An 18,012-nucleotide genomic window follows, 5' to 3' on the forward strand; every position below is an offset into this window, starting at 1 on the left:
GGGGGGGGGGGGCCGTCACCAGCCCGGGCTTGGTTGGGTGCTTGAAGTGGTGGTGTGAACCCTTCACGCGATCCAGATACCAGCCATTGGCTTCCAGCTTCTTGATGACGTCTGCGCTCTTCATGGTGGTTATTATACCCACCAATGCGAGGATGTCAGCACTATACCCACCAAACATCCTTGCCACACTTTTCGCCTATAGCGCTTATCACGTACGTGAATACCGCCCCTCGCCGTCCCAGGCAGACCATGGTCCTAGCCGGACAGCGTCCCAGGCGGACACCTACACGCCTCGGCTGAAATCCCCATGGTCGCTCCAGTCTGCTCGTAACATCCTGACCAGGTCCCGCGAGTCTGGCGGCCGCCCCATGGGTAGCGACAGCCGATGACCGGGGCGCCTATCATATCTTCGCCCCCGTGACCCTACTGGCTGACTGGCACCATCCCGCGGTGATCGGGGCGACTATCCGCCAAGCTGCCTTCCGATGGTGGTGTTTTCCTCGGGGAACAGTAGTGTGATGTACGTCTTTTCAAGTTCGTCCAAGTGCTCAGGGGCGCATGGTATGAACGTGAATGAGTCAAATCGCCTACCTCGCCGCTTATGCTGTGCCAGACGCTCGAACAGCCTGACAGTCTGCCCCACGTAAGAGACCTGAAAGTCGCGTATCAGGAAATAGACTCCGCACTGCTCCCCTACGGGAAAGGCAGCATCCACAATCTCCTTGTGGCAGAAGTTAGCCTTGCCAAGTGCCTCGATGAATCGGCGTGGCAGAACAGCAGAGAGCTTATGGTCCTCGATGGCCGCGCGAAGCATCGGCATGCCTTGTAGCTGAAGCTCCTTCTGGTCCGCCCATGAGCGAGCCAGCGCCACAGTCTTGAAGGATCTGGATTGGCGCCTGCCGTTGACGAACAACTCTGCTCGCCAAGACTTTCCACGCTGTCGGATGGATGCCATGCCTTCTCCGGGAATCCGTGCAAATTCCGGGCAACTTGTTATGCGAAGGCTTGGAAATGGTGGCCGGGGACGGAATCGAACCGCCGACACGGGGATTTTCAATCCCCTGCTCTACCAACTGAGCTACCCGGCCAGGGTGGACGACCGCGTGGGGTCATCGGTGTTGCGTGAGCCGCGCATTAAATCGGATGTGGGCGGTGGCGTCAAGCCTCAGCGTCGGGGGCGACGTAGCCTTCGGGGTGCTGGACCTCGCCGCCGAACAGGAACTTCTCCATCTCGCCACCGAGGAACTGGCGGGCCTTGGGGTCGAGCGGGTTGAGGCGGTATTCGTTGATCAGCATGGTCTGGTGGGCCAGCCATTGCTGCCAGGCTGGCTTGGAGATCTCGGCGTAGATGCGCTGGCCGAGCGGGCCGGGCCAGGGCGCGAAGTCGAGGCCTTCGGCGTCGATGCCGAGCTTGGCGCAGTGGACGGTGCGGCTCATGCGTGGGTCGTTCCTGATCGTCTTGTGGGTGTGGGGCGTGTGCGTGACGAGGCGGCCTGGACAGGGCGGCGGATCAGGCCTGCGCCGTTTCGAGGGGCATGGCCTCGATGCTCTGGAGCAGCGTGCGCACCGGCGCCGGCAGGCCGAGCGCGGACCACTCCGCCGTCGTGCACCAGCGCAGGTCGGGATTATCGGCGATGCCGGGCCGGCGTGTCGCGCCGTCGAACAGCAGCGGCTCGACTTGCAGGCGGTAGTGGCTGAAGACGTGCACGAAGGGCGCCAGCGCCTGCGCGTCCTCGACCTGCGCATGGCGCTGCGCGGCGCGCCAGGCGTCGTCGGCGTCGCCGGCTTCGGGCAGGCTCCACAGTCCGGACCACACGCCCTGCGGGCCGCGCCGTTCCAGCAGCACGCGGCCGTGCGCGTCGCGCAGCACCAGCATCAGGGTGCTGCGGGTGGGCAGCGTCTTGCCGGGCTTGGGCGTGGGCAACTGGGCGGTGAGCTGGTCGCGGTGGGCCACGCACGAGTCCGCCAGCGGGCAGGCCGCGCACAGCGGGCGCGAGCGCAGGCAGACGGTGGCGCCCAGGTCCATGATCGCCTGGCTGTAGTCGGCCACGCGCGTGGCGGGCGTATGCGCGTCGGCGTGTTCCCACAGTTGCTTTTCGACCGCGCGTTCGCCCGGGTGGCCGTGGATGCCGTGGTAGCGCGTGAGCACGCGCTTGACGTTGCCGTCGAGGATGGGGAAGCGCAGGCCGTGCGCCTGGGCCAGGATGGCGCCGGCGGTGGAGCGGCCGATGCCGGGCAGGGCGGCGAGCGCGTCGAAGTCGCGCGGCAGCTCGCCGCCGTGGCGCTCGACGCACAGCTGCGCGGCGCGGTGCAGGAAGCGGGCGCGGCGGTAGTAGCCCAGGCCCGACCACAGCGCGAGCACGCTGTCCTCGTCGTCGGCGGCGAGGTCGCGCAGGGTCGGCAGCGCGGCGACGAAGCGCTGGAAGTAGCCGATCACCGTGCTCACCTGAGTCTGCTGCAGCATCACCTCGGACAGCCACACGCGGTAGGCGTCGCGCCCGCCGTGCTCGTCGGCGAGCTGCCAGGGCAGGTCGTGGCGGCCGTGGCGGTCGAACCAGGCCAGCAGGGCGTCGGCAAAGGATGGCGTCATGGCTTGCGCGAAGTGGGCGATGAAGGCGAGGCCGGCGCCGGCGTGCTGGATGAGGAAGGAGGCGCCTCGTCGCCGGCCCGGATCGACAGGCCCTCGATGCGGATGCCGCCGAATGCGGCCTGCTCGGCCTCGATGTGGCCGCTGCCCGGCGGCACTGCGAGCTGCGGCCCTTCGGCGCGGTCGAGCTGGGACCACCAGTCGGCCAGCGCCAGCGGCGGCAGGCGCAGGTCGACGCGGTTGCCGGGGCCCTCGAGCTTGAGCGCGAGCAGCAGCGGGTCGCGCTGGTTGGCGGGGGTGAGGGTGAGCGCCACGTCGTACTGGCCGTGCCTGGCGTCGTCGAGCCTGCCGCTCAGGTCGGCGGCGGCGTCGGCGGCGCCGTGCCAGTGCGCGGTGCCGCCGAGTTGCAGCGTGAGGGTCTTCTCGTGGGCGAGGTGCAGTTCCAGTTCGTCCAGCTGCAGCGAGTCGCCGCGGATGCGCGGTGTGGCGGAGAGTTGCAGCCGGGTGGGCGAGTCCTGCGCGTCCGTCGCGGAGAGGTTGAGCGTGAACGGGCGGCCGGAGAGCAGGCTGCCGGTCTCGAGGTCGAGGTTGTCGAGCAGTAGGCGGTTGCCGCGCACCAAGCTGCCGCGGGTGATGCGGATGCCGGTGTCGATGCGCGGGATGGACGGCGCCGCCGCGGGGCCGGCGGGCAGGCTGGACAGCCAGCTCTGCAGGGCGTCGAGGTCCACCCGCGGCGCGTCGATCTCCAGCCGGGAGATCGCGGTGGGGCCGCCGAACAGCGTGTGCCAGGGCAGCGCCAGCCGGCCGCGAGCGGCGAGCAGGATCGGCATGCTGGCGCCGCGCGCGTTGAGGGTGAGGCCCTCCAGTTCCAGCGCGGGGCGCGGGAACAGGGCGGGGCTGGCCGGGCTCGACAGGCTGAGATCCAGCCCCACCTCGGTGGCCTGCGCCTGCAGCATCGCGGTGAAGCGCTCCGGTCGCAGCAGCAGGTAGACGGTGACCAGCAGGGTCAGCAGCAGGGCCAGCAGCAGGCCGGCCAGGGCCAGCAGGCTCAGGCGCATCCGGCGCGAGATCGCCATCACCCGGCCAGCCTCAGCCCTGGCCCAGGCTGGCCGGCAGCAGGCCGTCGACGTAGGCCTCCGCGTCGAACACGCGCAGGTCCGTGGCGCTCTCGCCCAGGCCCACGAAGCGGATCGGCAGGCCGAACTCGCGCGCCAGCGCGAACACCACGCCGCCCTTGGCGGTGCCGTCGAGCTTGGTCACGACCAGGCCCGTCACGCCCACGATCTGGCGGAACTGGCGCACCTGGCTCACCGCGTTCTGGCCGGTGGTGCCGTCGATCACCATCAGCACCTCGTGCGGCGCCTCGGCGTCGAGCTTCTTGAGCACGCGGGCGATCTTGCCCAGCTCGTCCATCAGGCCGCCCTGGGTGTGCAGGCGGCCGGCGGTGTCGGCCACCAGCACGTCCACGCCGCGCGAGCGCGCGGCCTGCAGGGCGTCGAAGATCACGCTGGCGGCGTCGGCGTCCTGGCCCTGCGAGATCACCGGCACGTTGTTGCGCGCGCCCCAGGTCTTGAGCTGTTCCACCGCGGCGGCGCGGAAGGTGTCGCCGGCGGCGAGCAGCACGCCGCGGCCTTCGTCGCTCCAGCGGCGCGCGAGCTTGCCGATGGTGGTGGTCTTGCCCACGCCGTTGATGCCCACGGTGAGCACCACGAAGGGCTTGCGCCCGCCCACCGCGAGCGGCTGCTGCACCGGGCGCAGCAGCTGCACCAGGTCCTCGCGCAGCGCGGCGAGCAGGGCCTGGGCGTCGGCGAACTCGCGCTTGTGCATGCGCCGGCGCAGGTTCTCCACCAGCGCGGTGCTGGCCTCGATGCCGACGTCGGCGGTGATCAGGGTGGTTTCCAGCTCGTCGAGCAGGTCGTCGTCGAGCTTGGGGTGGCGGATGAACAGCGAGGACAGGCCGCGCGCGAAGGCGCTGCCGGCGAGGCGTTCGCGCCAGCCGCGCCGGGCCTGTGCGGCGGCGGGCTCGGGTACGGCGAACGGCGCCTCTTCGCCGGCGGGCTCTTCCGGCGGCGCGGCTTCCGACAGCGCCTCACCGAGCGCGGGGCAGCCGCTGTCCAGCGACTCGGCGTCGGCCTGCGGCGCGGCGGCCGGGGCGGGCGCCGCGGCGTGCTCGGCCTCGGCCGGCTGCGGCGGCGCGGGCGGGGCCTCGGCGGGCTTTTTCTTCCAGAACTTGAGCATCGCGGCGGGGATTCGAAGACAATGCCCGAATGCTATCACCCCCGTTCGAACCTGCCGCTGAGACAGGCGGCGCATGAAGGGCGCGCCAGGACGCATCCGCATCATCGGCGGCCGGCTGCGCAATTCGCGGCTGGAGGTGCCGGACCTGCCCGGCCTGCGGCCCACGCCCGAGCGCGTGCGCGAGACGCTGTTCAACTGGCTGGCGCCCATCCTCGCCGGCGTGCGGGCGCTGGACCTGTGTGCGGGCACCGGCGCGCTGGGCATCGAGGCGCTCTCGCGCGGCGCCGCCGGTGTGCAGTTCGTGGAGCCGGACGCGCGCGCCGCGCAGGCGCTGCGCGCCAACCTGGCGCGGCTCAAGGTGGCCGAGGCAGGGCCGGTGGCCGCCACCGACGCCGCGCGTTTCCTGGGCGAGGCGCCGCGGCCCTTCGGCCTGGTGTTCCTCGACCCGCCGTTCGCACTGGATTTGTGGACGGCGCTGGCCGAGCGGCTGGAGCAGGGCGGCTGGCTGGCGCCGCAGGCGTGGATCTACGTGGAGTGCCCGCGCGGGGCGGCGCCGGCGCTGCCCGCGAACTGGCTGGCGCACCGCGAAGGGCAGGCCGGCGAAGTGCGCTACGCGCTCTATCGCCGGGCTTGAGGGCCTGTGCCATGCCTCTGTGCGGCACGCCGGGAGTCGGTTGCGCGCAGGGCGAGGAAGATGGCTCAAGGCGTGGACGTTCCTGCGCGGCCGAGTGATGACGCCGCCCTGCGGACAAGCAGCCCCGGCCCTGCGGGTAGCTTGCCGATGGGCGCCAGACGGCGGTGCGGGGCTTGGCCCGACGGCCAGCCTGGCGTGGCGCCACGCACTGCCGCCTGGCACCCATCGGCGCGCAACGCGGGCCACGCAGAGGCATTGCGCAGGCGCTTGGACCTTCCGCTAAGCTACGGTATTTCCCGATCCGCCCATGTCCCTCGTGAACATTCCGGTCAACAAGCGCCTGGCCGTCTACCCGGGCACCTTCGATCCGATCACCAACGGCCATGCGGACCTGATCGCCCGCGCCGCGCCGCTGTTCGAGCGGGTGGTGGTGGCGGTGGCGGAGAGCCCCAACAAGGGCAGGGGGCCGGGCTTCGGCCACGGCGAGCGCATCGCGCTGGCGCGGCTCGCGCTGGCGGACCTGCCCAACGTGGAGGTGCGCGGCTTCGACTGCCTGCTGGCGCAGTTCGTGGCCGAGATCGGCGCCGGGGTGATCATCCGCGGCCTGCGCGCGGTGTCGGACTTCGAATACGAGTTCCAGCTCGCCAGCATGAACCGCCACCTGATCCCGCAGGTGGAGACGCTGTTCCTCACTCCGGCCGAGCAGTACAGCTTCATTTCCTCCACGCTGGTGCGCGAGATCGGCCGCCTCGGCGGCGACATTTCCGGTTTCGTGCATCCGGCGGTACAACACGCCATGCGCCAGCGCTGGCGCAACACTTCAACCGAAGGGGACCACCATGCGTAAATTCATCTTCGCCGCCTCGCTCGCCGTGTCCGGTGCGCTGCTGCTCGGCGCCTGCAGCCAGCAGGACGAGAGCCAGCAGGCCAGCACCCAGGTGCAGAAGGCCGCCAAGCCCACCGACCCGAACGACACCAAGGCGTGGAACGCCTACCTCGGCCAGATCGTGCAGCAGAACATGCAGGGCATGACCGCCGACCGCCCGTTCGCCTACCTGGTGCCGGCCGGCGACACCGACGACGCCAAGGCCAACCGTGACCGCCAGCTCTCCAGCGTGCAGGACGTGATCGCGCGCGGCGTGCTGCCGGGCAACATGCTGGTGTTCGCCGGCCCCGAGTCGGCCAAGACCGCCGACTTCGTGGCCGAGGCGTTCAAGGACGCCAAGCCGGGCTCGTTCAAGGACGTGATCGTGCTGTTCATCGGCGACGCGGGCGACAAGGACCGCGTGACCGGCATGCTGCAGCCGACCGGCGCGCAGGTGCGTTTCGTCGCCATGTAAGCGGTGCGCCACTGCCGGCTCCTTCTTCCGCCGGCAGCGAGCGACGCCTTGCTCCCTCTCCCCCGCCGGGGAGAGGGTTGGGGCGAGGGGCGGGTCTTGCCACCGCCTCCGGTTCGTTCCGGATTGGCTTTGGTTTTTTATTCGGGATGCCTGCAGATAGCTACGTGGCCGCGAGCATCTGCCCCTCATTCCGCCTCGCTACTCAAAGCCGGCGCCATCCATGGCGCCTCCTCCCCCGCGTGCCCTGGCGGGGAAGGGGCGTTGCAAGTTCTGGCGATCAGGTGGCATGGCATCCGGACGTCTAGCCGGCCGAATGCCATGGCGCTTGCGCCCGCTCCCGCAAGCCGCCCCGCGCCGGCCTTCCCAAGGCGCCGCGCGGTCCCGCCGCAAGAGCGGCCCGGTACGCATTGTCGCGCCTCGCGTGCCCGGCCATGCGGCCGCCTGCTCCCATGTACACTCCGGCCATGTCCCTGAAGATTCTCGATACCTGCGTCAATTGCGACGTATGCGAGCCGGTCTGCCCGAACAAGGCGATCTCGCTCGGCGAGGAGTACTACGTAATAGACCCGTCGCTGTGCACCGAGTGCGTGGGCCACCACGACGAGCCGCAGTGCGTGGTGGTGTGCCCGGTCGAGTGCATCATCGTCGATCCGGCCCATGCCGAATCGCATGGGGAGCTCGAGCTCAAGTACCAACACCTGATGGCAAAGGAGCCCAAGGCATGAAGTTGTCCGGAAGCTGGAACGTGCGCGCACTCGCACTCAGCCTGTTGTTCACCGGTGCCAGCGCGTTCGCGTTCGCGGACGGCGCCCCCCGCACCACCCCGAAGCCGGCCCCCGCGGCCGTCGCGCAGAAGCCGGGCCACGCGGCCATCGCCAGCGCCAACTTCCTCGCCACCGAGGCCGGCTTCGAGGTGCTGTCCAAGGGCGGTAACGCTTTCGACGCGGCGATCGCGGTGGCCTCCACGCTGTCGGTGGTGGAGCCGGAAAGCTCGGGCATCGGCGGCGGCTTCATGGGCGTGCTGCGCACGGCCGGCGGCCACGAGTCGTTCATCGACGCGCGCGAGACCGCGCCGGCCGCGGTGAACCCCAAGGATTACTTGAACGCGGACGGCACGCCCAACCGCGATACCTCGCTCAACGGCCCGCTCTCGGCCGGCATTCCCGGCGAGCCGGCTGGCCTGGTGCTGCTGGCCCAGAAATACGGCAAGCTGCCGCTCACGGTGTCGCTGGCGCCGGCGATCCACGCCGCCCGTGACGGCTTCAAGCCCGACCCGCGCCTGCGCGGCTCGATTGCCGAGCGGGTGAAGGATCTGAACCGCTGGCCCGCCTCCGCAGCCAAGTTCCTGCCCGGCGGCAAGCCGCCGGCCGAGGGCGAGCTGTGGCGCGACCCGAACCAGGCGCGCACGCTCGAGGCGTTGGCCGCGCACGGCCTGGCCGGCTTCTACCAGGGCGAGACGGCCGAGGCACTGGTGAAGGCGGTGAAGGCCGCGGGCGGCGACTGGACGCTCAAGGACCTCGCCACCTACCGCGCCAAGGAGCGCACGCCGGTCGCGGTGGACTACCACGGCTACCACATCGTCACCGCGCCGCCGCCGTCCTCGGGCGGCGTGGCGATCGCCGAGATCCTCAACATCCTCTCCGGCTTCGACCTCGCCGGCCTGGACGAGGCGCATCGCACGCACCTGGTGATCGAGGCGATGCGCCGCGCGTTCCGCGACCACAACGACTACCTCGGCGACCCCGACTTCGTGAAGATGCCGCTGGACATGCTGCTGTCGCCGTACTACGCCGACGGCCTGCGCCAGAGCATCCTGCCCGACAAGGCCACGCCGTCCTCGATGCTGCCGGCGGTGTCGGCGCGCGATCCGGGCATGCACACCACGCATTTCTCGATCATCGACAAAGACGGCAACATGATCGGCATCACCACCACGGTGAACTACATCCTCGGCTCCACCTTCGTGGCCGGCGACACCGGCGTGCTGCTCAACGACGAGATGGACGACTTCGCGCTGGTGCCCAACATGCCCAACGTGTACGGCCTGCTCGGCAGCAAGGCCAACGCGCCGGAGCCGGGCAAGCGCCCGCTGTCCTCGATGTCGCCGAGCCTGGTGCTGGGCAAGGACCGCTCCGCGGTGATCGGCTCGCCGGGCGGCTCCACCATCATCACCCAGGTGCTGGAGGGCATCCTCGCCTTCGTGGACGGCAAGAGCGCCACCGGCATCGCCGCGCAGAAGCGCTACCACCACCAGTTCCTGCCCGACCGCGTGGACGTGGAGGACGGCGTGTTCGACGCCGCCACCGCCGACGCGCTCAAGCGCATGGGCTACGACCTGCACCCGCGCGAGCCCTGGGGCTACATGAACGTGGTCACCTGGGACCACCAGACCAACGCGCTCGACGCCGCCAGCGACCCGCGCCGGCCGTCGGGCCTGGGCAAGGTGCAGTAAGCGCCTGCCGCCGGCCGTCCTTCGTGTGCGGAGGACGGCGCCGGGCCGAAGGTCCGCCGTACCGGTTCGCCGGGGCGGCGGGCCTTTCGCGTTGCGGGGCCGCGGACGTCTAGACGTCCAGGTGGATGACGCCCTCGACCGTCAGCGCGCAGCGGCCGCCCACCGTCACGGCTCCTTCGCGGCCGACGTGCACCGCCACGCGCCCGTCGCGCCCCACCTCGCGGCCCTGGCTCGCCACGTAATGCCTGCCGCCGTAGCGCTCCAGCCCGCCGGTGGCGTGCAGCACGCTGGCGATGGCGGCGTTGGCGCTGCCGGTGACGGGGTCTTCCGGCACCGCGTCGCCGGGGCAGAAGGCGCGCACCGCCATCGCGGCGGGGCCATCGGGCTCGCGGCCGAACACGGCGGCGCCCAGGGCGCCGGCCGTCGCGGCCAATCGGCCGAGTGCGGCGAGGTCCGGCCGCAGCCGGCGCACGGCGGCGGCCTCGGCCAGTTCCGCCACGATCCAGCGCGGGCCGTTGCACACCGACCAGGGCGGGGCGGTCGGCGCGGTGCCCAGCGCTTCGGCGAGCGCGGCCTGCGCCGCGTCGGGCAACGGTTCCAGCGTGGCGTCCGGCACGCGCACGTGGATGGCGCCGGCTTCGTCGAGGTGCACCGGCAGCAGGCCCGCGCCGCACTCCTGCACCAGGTCCGGGCCGGCATGGCCGAGCAGGCCGGCGTGGCGGGCGCCGAAGGCGGCGCCGAGGCTGGGATGGCCAGCGAAGGGCAGCTCCTGGTGCACGGTGAAGATGCGCACGCGGTAGTCGGCACCGGCCTGCGTGGGCGGCAGCAGGAAGATCGTCTCGGCGCAGTTGGTCCAGGTCGCGATGCGCTGCATCTGCGCGGTGCCGAGGTCCTGCGCCTCCACGATCACTGCCAGCGGGTTGCCATGCAGCGGGCGGTCGGCGAAGACGTCGAGTTCGAGGTAGCGGCGGGGCATGGGTGTCCGAAGGGCGATGGGGCGGCGACGCGCGCGCCACGGGGCTCGCGTATCCTAGACGGATGGCCGCCGGCGGATGGACGAAGCGGCGACGCGGCGCGTGGCACCCTAAGCGCCATGGCGCCGCGGCCCGCCTTCACATTCCGGCCCCGGCAACGACAAACGGATACGCGCATGGAATTCTGGTCGCTCCTCGGCAATTCGCAACAGCTCGACGGCGGCGCCATGTTCGGCAACGCGCCGAAGGCGCTGTGGTCGCGCTGGATCGCGCCGGATGCGGCCAACCGCATCCCGTTGGCCTGCCGCTGCCTGCTGGCGAAGGGCCTGGACGGCCGCAACGTGCTGTTCGAGACCGGCATCGGCGCCTTCTTCGAGCCGGCGCTGCGCGAGCGCTACGGCGTGGTGGAGGAGCGCCACGTGCTGCTCGACTCGCTGGCCGCCGCGGGCCTCGGCCATGAGGACATCGACGTGGTGGTGCTCTCGCACCTGCATTTCGACCACGCCGGCGGCCTGCTGGCCGCGTGGGAGGAAGGCCGGCCGCCGCGCCTGCTGTTTCCCAATGCGCGTTACCTGGTGGGCGCGGCGCATTGGCGGCGAGCGCTCGATCCGCACCCGCGCGACCGCGCCTCCTTCATTCCCGAGCTGCCCGCGCTGCTCGAAGCCAGCGGGCGGCTGGAACTGGTCGAGGGCGAGCATTCGGCCACGCTCGGCGAGGCGGTGCGCTTCCACTATTCGGACGGCCATACGCCGGGCCTGATGCTGGCCGAGGCGGGCGGGGTGGTGTTCTGCGCCGACCTCATTCCCGGCCGCCACTGGGTGCACCTGCCGATCACCATGGGCTACGACCGCTACCCCGAGCGGCTGATCGACGAGAAGCGCGCCTTTCTCGACGACAAGCTGGCGCGCGGCGTGCGGCTGTTCTTCACCCACGACCACGAGTGCGCGCTGGCGCGCGTGACCCGCGACGAGCGCGGCCGCTACGGCACCGCCGATGAGCTGCGCGAGCTGGAGGGCCTGGCGGCCGAAGGCGGCCGCGCATGATCCGCTACGGCGGCGTGGCCCTGGGGACGCTGGCGCTGAAGGCGGCCGGCGCGCTGCTGCTGCTCGCCGGCATCGCGCTCGCGGCGATGACCGAGCGCGGCCTGCTGCAATACCGCGCGGCGATCGAGCGCCACGGTGGCCAGGTGGAAGACCTGGGCGCGGCGGGGCCGGTGGGCGGGCTGTACGGCGGCATGGCGCGCGTGAGCGGGCCGCTGGAGGTGGTGCAGCCGGCGCGCGATCCCGACTTCGGCCTCGAGGTGCCGACCCCGCTGCTGACGCGCCGGGTGGAGATGTTCCAGTGGCGCGAGGTGCGCGTGGGCGAGGCCGTGCACTACGAGCTGGATTGGGTGGATCACCCGCTCGACGCCACCGACTTCAAGCAGCCGGCCGGGCACGTGAACCCCGGCGCGTTCCCGCTGGAAGGGCGGCGCTTCGAGGCCGGCGAGGTGCGGGTGGGCGGCTATGCGCTCTCCGCGCCGCTGCTGCGCGCCTTGCCCGGCGCGGAGCCGGTCGCGGCGGAGGCGGCGCGGCTGCCGCCGAACCTGGCCGCGAGCTTTGGCGTGTACCAGGGCCACCTGGTGACCAGCGCCAACCCCGCCCATCCGCGCCTGGGCGACCTGCGCGTGAGCTGGGAGCAGGTGCCCCAGCAGATGGTGACGATCTTCGCGCGCCCGGCCGACCACCGCCTGGTGCCGGCGGCGGATGCGCCGGACGGCCGCGGCTTCGACGTGCAGGTGGGCGAGCGCGGCCTCACCGATCTCTTGCCCGATGTGCCGGAACCGCCCGCCTCGGTGCAGCCGCGCCGGCTCGCCGCGCTGCTGCTGGGCGCGCTGGGCGTACTCGCGCTGCTGTGGGCGCACCGGCGGCGCGACGTGTGGCTGGCGCTCGGCGTCGGCGCGGCGGCGGTGGCGGCGGTGGCCGCTGCGGTGTGGCTCGGCGGCGATCCGGCGATGTCACTGGGCTGGTTCGCCGTGGCCGCGGTGGGCGTTGGGCTGGCGGTGTGGAGGCAGCGGCGGGGAGGGTGAAGGAGGCGAGCCGGTGGCTTTGCCTTGCGGCTTTCTTCGCGCGAATGCCTGAGCGCGATGCTTGGTTTCCTCTCCGCCGGGGTACGCGGGGGAGACGCCATGAACGACATCGGTTTTTTGAGGCGAGGGGGCACAACGCTCGCTCGCAGCGCGGGCGTGGCCGGCGCGCCACTCACCCTGGCCCTCTCCGCGTTCCTCGATGCCGGCGCCATCCATGGCGCCTCCCCGCGTGCCCCGGAAGGGAGAGGGCGCGGTGTGCGGCCAGCTTGGGGCCGCGCGAGGGGCGGGGTTCAGTGCGGTTGCGGGTCCGCGTGGGCGTAGACCTGGTCGGCCCATTGCGTGGCCTTCAGGTAGATCGCGGCCATGCGCTGGATGCGCTGGGCCTGCTGGCCGGCCAGCTCGCCGGCTTCCCAGGCGCAGATCTGCTCCAGCAGTTCGGCATAGGGGCCGCGCTGCTCCACCAGCGCCTCGCGGATCTCCGGCACCAGCGGCAACTGCGCCAGCACGAACTCCATCGGCGCGCACATCAGGGTGTCGAGCAGCGAGAACAGGCCGGCGGTGAAGGCCAGCTCGCGCTGCTCGCGCGGCATGCTTTCGGCCTCGGCCAGCTTCTCGCACATCTGCGCGCGGATCAGCGCGGCGCGCAGCAGCTCCGGCGGACGGTCGTCCATGCCGCCCAGCGTCATGGTGTAGATCCAGTTGCGCATGCGGGTGACGCCGAAGAAGATCGCCGCCTGCTGCACCGACTTGAGCTGCCGCGGCAGCGCGAAGTAGGCCGAGTTCACGCAGGAGAGCAGCTTGTAGCTCAGCACCGCGTCGTCGCGGATGATGTCGCCCAGTTCCACCGGGCCGGGGTTGCGCTCCTCCAGCGAGCGCATCAGGCGCAGGATGCTCAGCCGGTTGGCCGAGAGCACCGGCACTTCCACCTCGTCGGGGATCAGCAGGTAGCGGCCCTGGATGGCGTGCAGCGGCAGTTCCAGGCAGCGGTGGTAGGTGGCGTGGTCGTCGACCTGGCCGGCGACCACCCACAGGCCGCGCTCGTGCAGGCGGCGGCTGCGCGCGCCCAGCTCCTCCGGCGACAGCCGGCTGGCGTCCAGGCGCACGAACTGCACGATCTGCAATAGCGCCTCCAGCCGCGCGCTGCCGCTGGGCGGCGTGTCGCCCATGTCGAGCAGCAGCAGGCAGCCGCGCTGGGCCAGCAGGCGCAGCCGTTCGAGCAGCGGCTCGTCGTCGGCGAAGGCCGGCGACAGCACCACGCCGAAGCGGGGCTGGTGCAGCAGCACGTCGGTCCGCTCCAGCAGCAGCTCGCGCGAGAGGGTGAGGAAGGTGCGGTTGCCGCGCACCAGCCGGGTCAGCGCGCCGTCGGTGATGGTGGAGAGCACGCGCTGCATCAGCGCGGCGTCGTCGCCGGCGCCGCGCTGGAACATGACCTCGTAGGCGAACAGCTGGCGGTCGCGGTCCAGCATCGGGCTGCGCACCACCGGCAACGGCTGGTCGGGCAGGCCGGAGCCGGCCGGTTCGGTGGAGCGGGGCGAAGCGGTCGAGTGATTCATGTCGTAGATCTGCTGGGGCGAGGCGGTGGCCTCGCGCAAAACCCCGGCCCGAGTCGCCCCGGCGGCGTGATCAGGCTTCGGCCAGGCGTTGCGAGCGGGTGCGCGTGCGCAGCTCGCCGCCGGGGCCGTAGGTGCCGGCGGCTTCGCCGTCGTGGCCGGCCAGCACCGCCAGCGCGCGGCGCACCTGCGCCAGCCGCAGGCCGACGAGGAGCCCGTTGCGTTGGTTGAGGTCGCGGCAGTCGGCCAGCCGGCGCAGGATGCGCTGCCAGGCCGGCGCCAGCTGCCCCGCCGCGTCCGGCGCATTGGCGGCCAGCTGCACGCGCTCGGCGTCGTACTGCTCCAGCCGTTCCATCAGCCGCTGCTTGTGCGCGCCGGTGCGGTCGATCGCTTCGGCGTCGGCGCCGGCGAGCGCCACGCGCTCCTCCTCCAGTACCGCGGCCAGCTCGTCGGTGGCCAGGCGCATGTCCTCCACCACCGCGCCCAGCGCGGCGTCCAGCTCGGCTTGCGCGCCGGGGCCCATGTCAGGCCTTGCCGGTGGGCGCGGTGCCGCCGATCTGGCGGTCCAGGGACAGCATGCCGTCGGCGATGCGGCCGGGGTTGACCTGGTAGCTGCCGTCGGCCAGCGCGGCGCGGATCTTCTCCACGCGCTGGCTGTCGATGGCGGCGCCCTCGCCGGGGCGCGAGGCCTCCTGCAGCGCCCGGGCCGAGTCGGTCAGCCTGACGCGGTCGTCACCGCCGGTCGCCGTGCCGGCGGTGGCGCCGCCGGTGCCGGCGCCCTGCGCCGGGCCGCTGCCGCCCTGGCCGCTGGTGGTCTGCGGGAGCAGCGGCAGGCCGTTGTGGGAGATGGTGGTATTCATCGGTCCGTTCTCGATACGTGATTGGCCCTGTCCCTGCTGGAATCGGCCGCCCGGACGAAAACTTTAATCGCGCCGCGGGCTTCGTTCATGGTAATGCCACCATTTCGCCGGGCGCGCGCACCAGCGCGTCCACGACCCGCCCCGAGTTGGCGTTGCGCACGCGCAGGCGGGCGCCGCTGTCGCCGCTGCCCAGCGCCACGCCTTCGGCGCGTACGGCGATGCTGTCGAGTTCGGCGAGCAGTTGCACGCGGTCGCCGGCGCGCACCATCTGGCGGCCGCCGAGCGCGGCGGGCGTGAGCACGCTGCCGGCGGCGAGCGGGCGCGCCAGGCTGCGTTCGGCGAGCTGGTCCAGGGCATCGAGGTAGCCGTAGCCGAGGCGGGTGACGTCGCGTTCCTCCGCATGCACGTCGCCGGCGACCACGCCGTCGCCGCGCTGCAACGGCCGGCTGGCGACCAGCACGCTGCGGTAGAGCTTGAGCGAGACGGGCACCCGCAGGGTCCAGCCGCCGGGTGCGGTGCAGTGCACCAGCACGCTCATGCGCGGCGCGGGGCGGCCGTCGCCGGGCAGGGCGCCTTCGAGGCGGCCCGCGCAGGGGGCGAGGCGTACGCGCGGGTCGAGCGGCTCCGCGCTCGCCTCGACCCGGCTGCCGGGCTGGGCGAAGTGCTGCGCCAGCCACTGCTGCGCGAACGCATGCGGCGCCGGCGCCGCCGCGGCAGCCGGCGCGGCGAGCGCGAGCAGCAGGCCAAGCCGGCGGCCGCGCATCGTCACGCCGCGTCGCCAAGCAGGGCGGCCAATTGCGTCACCAGCGCCTCGCGTCCGCTTTCCAGCTGGCGCGAGAGCTGCGTGGCCTGGTCGAGCTGGCCTTCGCAGAGCAGGCCGACGAAGGCGTTGCCGTGCTCGCTGAGTTCCTTGCCGGCGGCGCGCAGGGCCGCTGCGGCCGGGTGGCCGGCATGGCTGGCGGTGAGGCGGCCCAGGCTGCGCTCCAGCGCGGTGCTGTCGAACCAGCGGCGGTCCAGCGCGGTCGGTTCCAGCAGCGCTAGCTCGGTGGCCTGGCGCAGGCCCTGGGCCGATTCGCGCACGGTGAGGCTGAGGCTGGCCGGGTCGTTGCCGCTGTCGCGCTCCAGCCAGGCCAGGGCGAGGTGGTGGGCGAGCAGGGCGGCGCGGTTGAGCGCCTCGGCCTGGCGGCGCGCCTCGGTGCCGCGGCGGTGCAGCGCGCCGAGTGCAGCCTGGGTGGCGGTGGCGCGGGCGTGCTGGGCATCCTGGCTGCGCTGCAGCGCGCTGATGCGCTCGCCGGCCAGGCGCAGCGCGTCCTCGCTGGTGCGCAGGGCGCCGCCGGCCTGGTCCACGCCGGCCTGGGCGCGCTCCAGCCGTTGCAGGCCCTGGCGCACGTCGCCGTCCACCTGCAGCGAGAAATCGCCGATGGAGCCGGTGACGCCCTCGATCTCGGCGGTGGCCTGGGCGGTCTTCTCGGCCAGCTGCTTCACCTCGTCGGCCACCACGGCGAAGCCGCGGCCCGCTTCGCCGGCGCGGGCGGCCTCGATGGCGGCGTTGAGCGCGACCAGGTTGGTCTGGTGGGCGATCTCCTGCACCAGGCCGGTGAGCTTGCGGATCTGCGCCACCTGCTCGGCCAGCCGCGCCTGGTTGCGGCTCATTGCCGACAGCGCGCTGCGCAGCAGGCGCAGCTGCCCGTCCAGCTCGCCCACGCTGGCGCCGCCGGCATGGCCGGCCTGGCCGGCGTTGCCCAGCGCGGCGGCCACCTGGGCCAGGGCCGTCGAGATTCCGGCGCTGCCGTCCGTCAAGCGACCGACGCCGTCGCGGCTCTCCTGCGCCGACTGCTCCAGCGCGGCCTGCTCGCGGGTGAGCTGCTGGGCGGCGTTGAGCACCAGGCTCTGCTGCTCCAGCGTCTGCAGGCCGACCGTCGCCGCCGGCCGCGCCAGCGCGGCGAGCAGCGGCGCCAGCGCGGCGGCGGCGGCGGGATGGCGGCGGCCCAGCTCGGCGACGCGCGCCTCGTCGCCGGCGGCGGCGGCCTGGGCGAGGGCGGCCAGGTGCTGGCTGCGGATCAGACTCATGTGGAAGAGGTTCCCTGCATGGCGGTTTCGTCGTCCCCGGCATCGGCCGCGGACGATGGAACTTGAGGAAGCAAGCCACGTGCCATGGTGTGGCAATGCCTGGCCGTCGGTCCTTCGGACCGGTTTTCGTGGGAGCGCGCCTGCGTGCGACGCTTTTCGGGGGAGTCCAGGGAGGCGGTCGCGCGCAGGCGCGCTGGGCGCATGCGGTGGGCTGGCGGCTCAAGGCTTGCGCGGGGCCGCCGATACGGCGTGCATGGATAACGAGGAATCGGCATGAGCGGCCAGCTGCTGGACAACGTGGAGCGCCAGACCCGGCTGGCCGGGCACAACCGGGTGGCGATGCTGCTGTTCCGCCTGGGCGACGCGCAGCTCTTCGGCATCAACGTGTTCAAGGTGCGCGAGGTGATGAGCCGCCCGCCGCTGGAGCGCCTGCCCGGCGCGCCGCTGCTGCTGGCCGGCAGCTGCGCCTATCGCGGCCAGACCATCCCGGTGCTCGACCTCGGCGCAGCGATGGGCTACGAGCCGCTGCGCGAGGCGCCCGGCGCGCACCTGATGGTCACCGAGTTCAGCCGCTCGGTGCAGGGTTTCCTGGTCGGCGACTTCCAGCGCATCGTGCACTGCGAGGGCGAGTCGCTGGCCGTGCCCAGCCCCGCGCTGGGCTTCGGCGCGCGGGTCAACGCGGTGACCCGGGTGGACGGTGCGCTGGTGGCGGTGATCGACGTGGAGCACGTGCTGGCCCACGTGCAGGCGACGCCCAAGGACCTCTCCGCCACCGTGTTGCGCCACGCCAGCGAGCATTCGCTGCAGCCGCGCCGGGTGATGGTGGTGGACGATTCGGTAGTGGCCCGCCGCCAGCTGGTGAACCTGTTCAAGCAGTTGGACATCGAGTGCGTGGTGGCGCAGGACGGCCGCGAGGCGCTGGAGCGCCTGCACGCGCTGGCCGCGGGGCCGCAGGAGGAGGGCGTGAGGCTGGTGGTGTCCGACATCGAGATGCCGCAGCTGGACGGCTACGCGCTCACCCGCGCGATCCGCGAGGCGCCGGACCTGCGGCGCCTGAAGGTGGTGCTGCACAGTTCGTTGAGCGGGCTGTTCAACGAGGCGATGGTGAAGGAGGTCAATGCGGACCGTTTCATCGCCAAGTTCCAGCCGGATGTGCTGGCGCAGGCGGTGATCGATCTGTTGCCGGAGGCGGCCGGGGCGGCCTGAGTGCTTGCTCCCTCTCCCCTCGGGGGAGCGCGA

Annotated in this window: 20 protein-coding genes and 1 tRNA gene; 8 read left to right on the plus strand and 13 right to left on the minus strand. The window is 72.1% G+C overall.

Annotated elements, in window-relative coordinates; translation table 11 throughout:
• The 7 genes from ACH65_RS21030 to ftsY form a co-directional block, all read right to left on the minus strand.
• Positions 1-178: type II toxin-antitoxin system HicA family toxin (locus ACH65_RS21030; RefSeq protein WP_336884807.1), on the minus strand; the 178-nt coding region annotated here is incomplete at its 3' end.
• A gap of 285 nt (positions 179-463) precedes the next feature.
• The gene (locus tag ACH65_RS10970; protein ID WP_153242564.1) at positions 464-955 is read right to left on the minus strand and encodes a GIY-YIG nuclease family protein; all 492 of its coding nucleotides are present in this window, start codon (positions 953-955) and stop codon (positions 464-466) included.
• A gap of 57 nt (positions 956-1,012) precedes the next feature.
• Positions 1,013-1,088: transfer RNA gene (locus tag ACH65_RS10975), tRNA-Phe, on the minus strand.
• 70 nt (positions 1,089-1,158) lie between these two features.
• Positions 1,159-1,437 (minus strand): oxidative damage protection protein, encoded by a 279-nt coding sequence (locus ACH65_RS10980; RefSeq protein WP_049622639.1) that lies wholly within the window; start codon positions 1,435-1,437, stop codon positions 1,159-1,161.
• Between the two features lie 73 nt (positions 1,438-1,510).
• Positions 1,511-2,590: an A/G-specific adenine glycosylase gene (gene mutY / locus ACH65_RS10985; protein WP_049622640.1), complete on the minus strand. Its 1,080-nt coding sequence runs from the start codon at positions 2,588-2,590 to the stop codon at positions 1,511-1,513.
• Positions 2,587-3,663: an AsmA family protein gene (locus tag ACH65_RS10990; RefSeq protein ID WP_336884805.1), complete on the minus strand. Its 1,077-nt coding sequence runs from the start codon at positions 3,661-3,663 to the stop codon at positions 2,587-2,589. Before ACH65_RS10990 ends, mutY begins: the two co-directional genes overlap by 4 nt.
• Positions 3,664-3,676: 13 nt before the next feature.
• The gene (gene ftsY, locus ACH65_RS10995) at positions 3,677-4,825 is read right to left on the minus strand and encodes a signal recognition particle-docking protein FtsY (RefSeq protein ID WP_082190265.1); all 1,149 of its coding nucleotides are present in this window, start codon (positions 4,823-4,825) and stop codon (positions 3,677-3,679) included.
• A 73-nt stretch (positions 4,826-4,898) separates the two neighbouring features.
• On the opposite strand from ftsY, the gene rsmD reads away from it, so the two are divergent.
• The 5 genes from rsmD to ggt all read left to right on the plus strand — a co-directional run bounded on the left by rsmD (position 4,899) and on the right by ggt (position 9,251).
• Positions 4,899-5,459 (plus strand): 16S rRNA (guanine(966)-N(2))-methyltransferase RsmD, encoded by a 561-nt coding sequence (gene rsmD / locus ACH65_RS11000; protein WP_049622641.1) that lies wholly within the window; start codon positions 4,899-4,901, stop codon positions 5,457-5,459.
• A gap of 307 nt (positions 5,460-5,766) precedes the next feature.
• Complete coding sequence (gene coaD / locus ACH65_RS11005; RefSeq protein WP_049622642.1) at positions 5,767-6,306, plus strand: pantetheine-phosphate adenylyltransferase; 540 nt, start codon at positions 5,767-5,769, stop codon at positions 6,304-6,306.
• The gene (locus ACH65_RS11010) at positions 6,299-6,799 is read left to right on the plus strand and encodes a hypothetical protein (protein WP_049622643.1); all 501 of its coding nucleotides are present in this window, start codon (positions 6,299-6,301) and stop codon (positions 6,797-6,799) included. The genes coaD and ACH65_RS11010 overlap by 8 nt, the downstream gene beginning before the upstream one ends.
• Before the next feature lie 464 nt (positions 6,800-7,263).
• Entirely contained in the window at positions 7,264-7,524 is a 261-nt protein-coding gene (locus ACH65_RS11015; protein WP_049622655.1) for a YfhL family 4Fe-4S dicluster ferredoxin, read from the plus strand.
• On the plus strand, positions 7,521-9,251 hold the full coding sequence (gene ggt, locus ACH65_RS11020) for a gamma-glutamyltransferase (RefSeq protein ID WP_049622644.1): 1,731 nt from the start codon (positions 7,521-7,523) through the stop codon (positions 9,249-9,251). The genes ACH65_RS11015 and ggt overlap by 4 nt, the downstream gene beginning before the upstream one ends.
• Positions 9,252-9,360: 109 nt before the next feature.
• Here the strand turns inward: ggt and ACH65_RS11025 are convergent, their stop codons facing one another.
• On the minus strand, positions 9,361-10,227 hold the full coding sequence (locus tag ACH65_RS11025; protein ID WP_049622645.1) for a PhzF family phenazine biosynthesis protein: 867 nt from the start codon (positions 10,225-10,227) through the stop codon (positions 9,361-9,363).
• Between the two features lie 174 nt (positions 10,228-10,401).
• Between ACH65_RS11025 and ACH65_RS11030 the strand changes: the two genes are divergently transcribed.
• Positions 10,402-11,268, plus strand: a complete 867-nt coding sequence (locus ACH65_RS11030) for an MBL fold metallo-hydrolase (protein WP_049622646.1) — start codon at positions 10,402-10,404, stop codon at positions 11,266-11,268.
• Entirely contained in the window at positions 11,265-12,293 is a 1,029-nt protein-coding gene (locus ACH65_RS11035) for a TMEM43 family protein (protein ID WP_049622647.1), read from the plus strand. The genes ACH65_RS11030 and ACH65_RS11035 overlap by 4 nt, the downstream gene beginning before the upstream one ends.
• Positions 12,294-12,583: 290 nt before the next feature.
• Here the strand turns inward: ACH65_RS11035 and ACH65_RS11040 are convergent, their stop codons facing one another.
• From ACH65_RS11040 to ACH65_RS11060, 5 genes are all read right to left on the minus strand, one after another.
• Positions 12,584-13,846, minus strand: a complete 1,263-nt coding sequence (locus ACH65_RS11040) for an EAL and HDOD domain-containing protein (RefSeq protein WP_049622656.1) — start codon at positions 13,844-13,846, stop codon at positions 12,584-12,586.
• Between the two features lie 70 nt (positions 13,847-13,916).
• A complete protein-coding gene (locus tag ACH65_RS11045) occupies positions 13,917-14,366 on the minus strand; it encodes a flagella synthesis protein FlgN (RefSeq protein ID WP_049622648.1) in 450 nt (149 codons plus the stop codon).
• 1 nt (position 14,367) lies between these two features.
• Positions 14,368-14,703, minus strand: coding sequence for a flagellar biosynthesis anti-sigma factor FlgM (gene flgM, locus ACH65_RS11050; protein ID WP_049622649.1), 336 nt, complete (start codon positions 14,701-14,703; stop codon positions 14,368-14,370).
• An 85-nt stretch (positions 14,704-14,788) separates the two neighbouring features.
• The gene (gene flgA, locus ACH65_RS11055) at positions 14,789-15,466 is read right to left on the minus strand and encodes a flagellar basal body P-ring formation chaperone FlgA (protein ID WP_049622650.1); all 678 of its coding nucleotides are present in this window, start codon (positions 15,464-15,466) and stop codon (positions 14,789-14,791) included.
• Between the two features lie 2 nt (positions 15,467-15,468).
• Entirely contained in the window at positions 15,469-16,773 is a 1,305-nt protein-coding gene (locus tag ACH65_RS11060) for a methyl-accepting chemotaxis protein (RefSeq protein WP_049622651.1), read from the minus strand.
• A 273-nt stretch (positions 16,774-17,046) separates the two neighbouring features.
• Here ACH65_RS11060 and ACH65_RS11065 point away from each other — a divergent pair, with 273 nt between their 5' ends.
• Positions 17,047-17,979 (plus strand): chemotaxis protein, encoded by a 933-nt coding sequence (locus ACH65_RS11065; protein WP_049622652.1) that lies wholly within the window; start codon positions 17,047-17,049, stop codon positions 17,977-17,979.
• Positions 17,980-18,012 lie beyond the last annotated feature (33 nt).

This window comes from Frateuria defendens (genome assembly GCF_001182895.1).
GTDB classification, from domain to species: Bacteria; Pseudomonadota; Gammaproteobacteria; order Xanthomonadales; family Rhodanobacteraceae; genus Frateuria_B; species Frateuria_B defendens.

Bases quoted from the DNA above. Each gene is read 5' to 3' on its own strand.
- coaD (WP_049622642.1), top strand. From the start codon at position 5,767: ATGTCCCTCGTGAACATTCCGGTCAACAAGCGCCTGGCCGTCTACCCG.
- ggt (WP_049622644.1), top strand. From the start codon at position 7,521: ATGAAGTTGTCCGGAAGCTGGAACGTGCGCGCACTCGCACTCAGCCTG.
- flgA (WP_049622650.1), bottom strand. From the start codon at position 15,466: ATGCGCGGCCGCCGGCTTGGCCTGCTGCTCGCGCTCGCCGCGCCGGCT.
- ACH65_RS11035 (WP_049622647.1), top strand. From the start codon at position 11,265: ATGATCCGCTACGGCGGCGTGGCCCTGGGGACGCTGGCGCTGAAGGCG.
- ftsY (WP_082190265.1), bottom strand. From the start codon at position 4,825: ATGCTCAAGTTCTGGAAGAAAAAGCCCGCCGAGGCCCCGCCCGCGCCG.
- ACH65_RS11040 (WP_049622656.1), bottom strand. From the start codon at position 13,846: ATGAATCACTCGACCGCTTCGCCCCGCTCCACCGAACCGGCCGGCTCC.
- ACH65_RS11010 (WP_049622643.1), top strand. From the start codon at position 6,299: ATGCGTAAATTCATCTTCGCCGCCTCGCTCGCCGTGTCCGGTGCGCTG.
- ACH65_RS10980 (WP_049622639.1), bottom strand. From the start codon at position 1,437: ATGAGCCGCACCGTCCACTGCGCCAAGCTCGGCATCGACGCCGAAGGC.
- ACH65_RS11025 (WP_049622645.1), bottom strand. From the start codon at position 10,227: ATGCCCCGCCGCTACCTCGAACTCGACGTCTTCGCCGACCGCCCGCTG.
- ACH65_RS11045 (WP_049622648.1), bottom strand. From the start codon at position 14,366: ATGGGCCCCGGCGCGCAAGCCGAGCTGGACGCCGCGCTGGGCGCGGTG.
- ACH65_RS10970 (WP_153242564.1), bottom strand. From the start codon at position 955: ATGGCATCCATCCGACAGCGTGGAAAGTCTTGGCGAGCAGAGTTGTTC.
- rsmD (WP_049622641.1), top strand. From the start codon at position 4,899: ATGAAGGGCGCGCCAGGACGCATCCGCATCATCGGCGGCCGGCTGCGC.
- ACH65_RS11030 (WP_049622646.1), top strand. From the start codon at position 10,402: ATGGAATTCTGGTCGCTCCTCGGCAATTCGCAACAGCTCGACGGCGGC.
- ACH65_RS11060 (WP_049622651.1), bottom strand. From the start codon at position 16,773: ATGAGTCTGATCCGCAGCCAGCACCTGGCCGCCCTCGCCCAGGCCGCC.
- ACH65_RS10990 (WP_336884805.1), bottom strand. From the start codon at position 3,663: ATGGCGATCTCGCGCCGGATGCGCCTGAGCCTGCTGGCCCTGGCCGGC.
- mutY (WP_049622640.1), bottom strand. From the start codon at position 2,590: ATGACGCCATCCTTTGCCGACGCCCTGCTGGCCTGGTTCGACCGCCAC.
- ACH65_RS11065 (WP_049622652.1), top strand. From the start codon at position 17,047: ATGAGCGGCCAGCTGCTGGACAACGTGGAGCGCCAGACCCGGCTGGCC.
- flgM (WP_049622649.1), bottom strand. From the start codon at position 14,703: ATGAATACCACCATCTCCCACAACGGCCTGCCGCTGCTCCCGCAGACC.
- ACH65_RS11015 (WP_049622655.1), top strand. From the start codon at position 7,264: ATGTCCCTGAAGATTCTCGATACCTGCGTCAATTGCGACGTATGCGAG.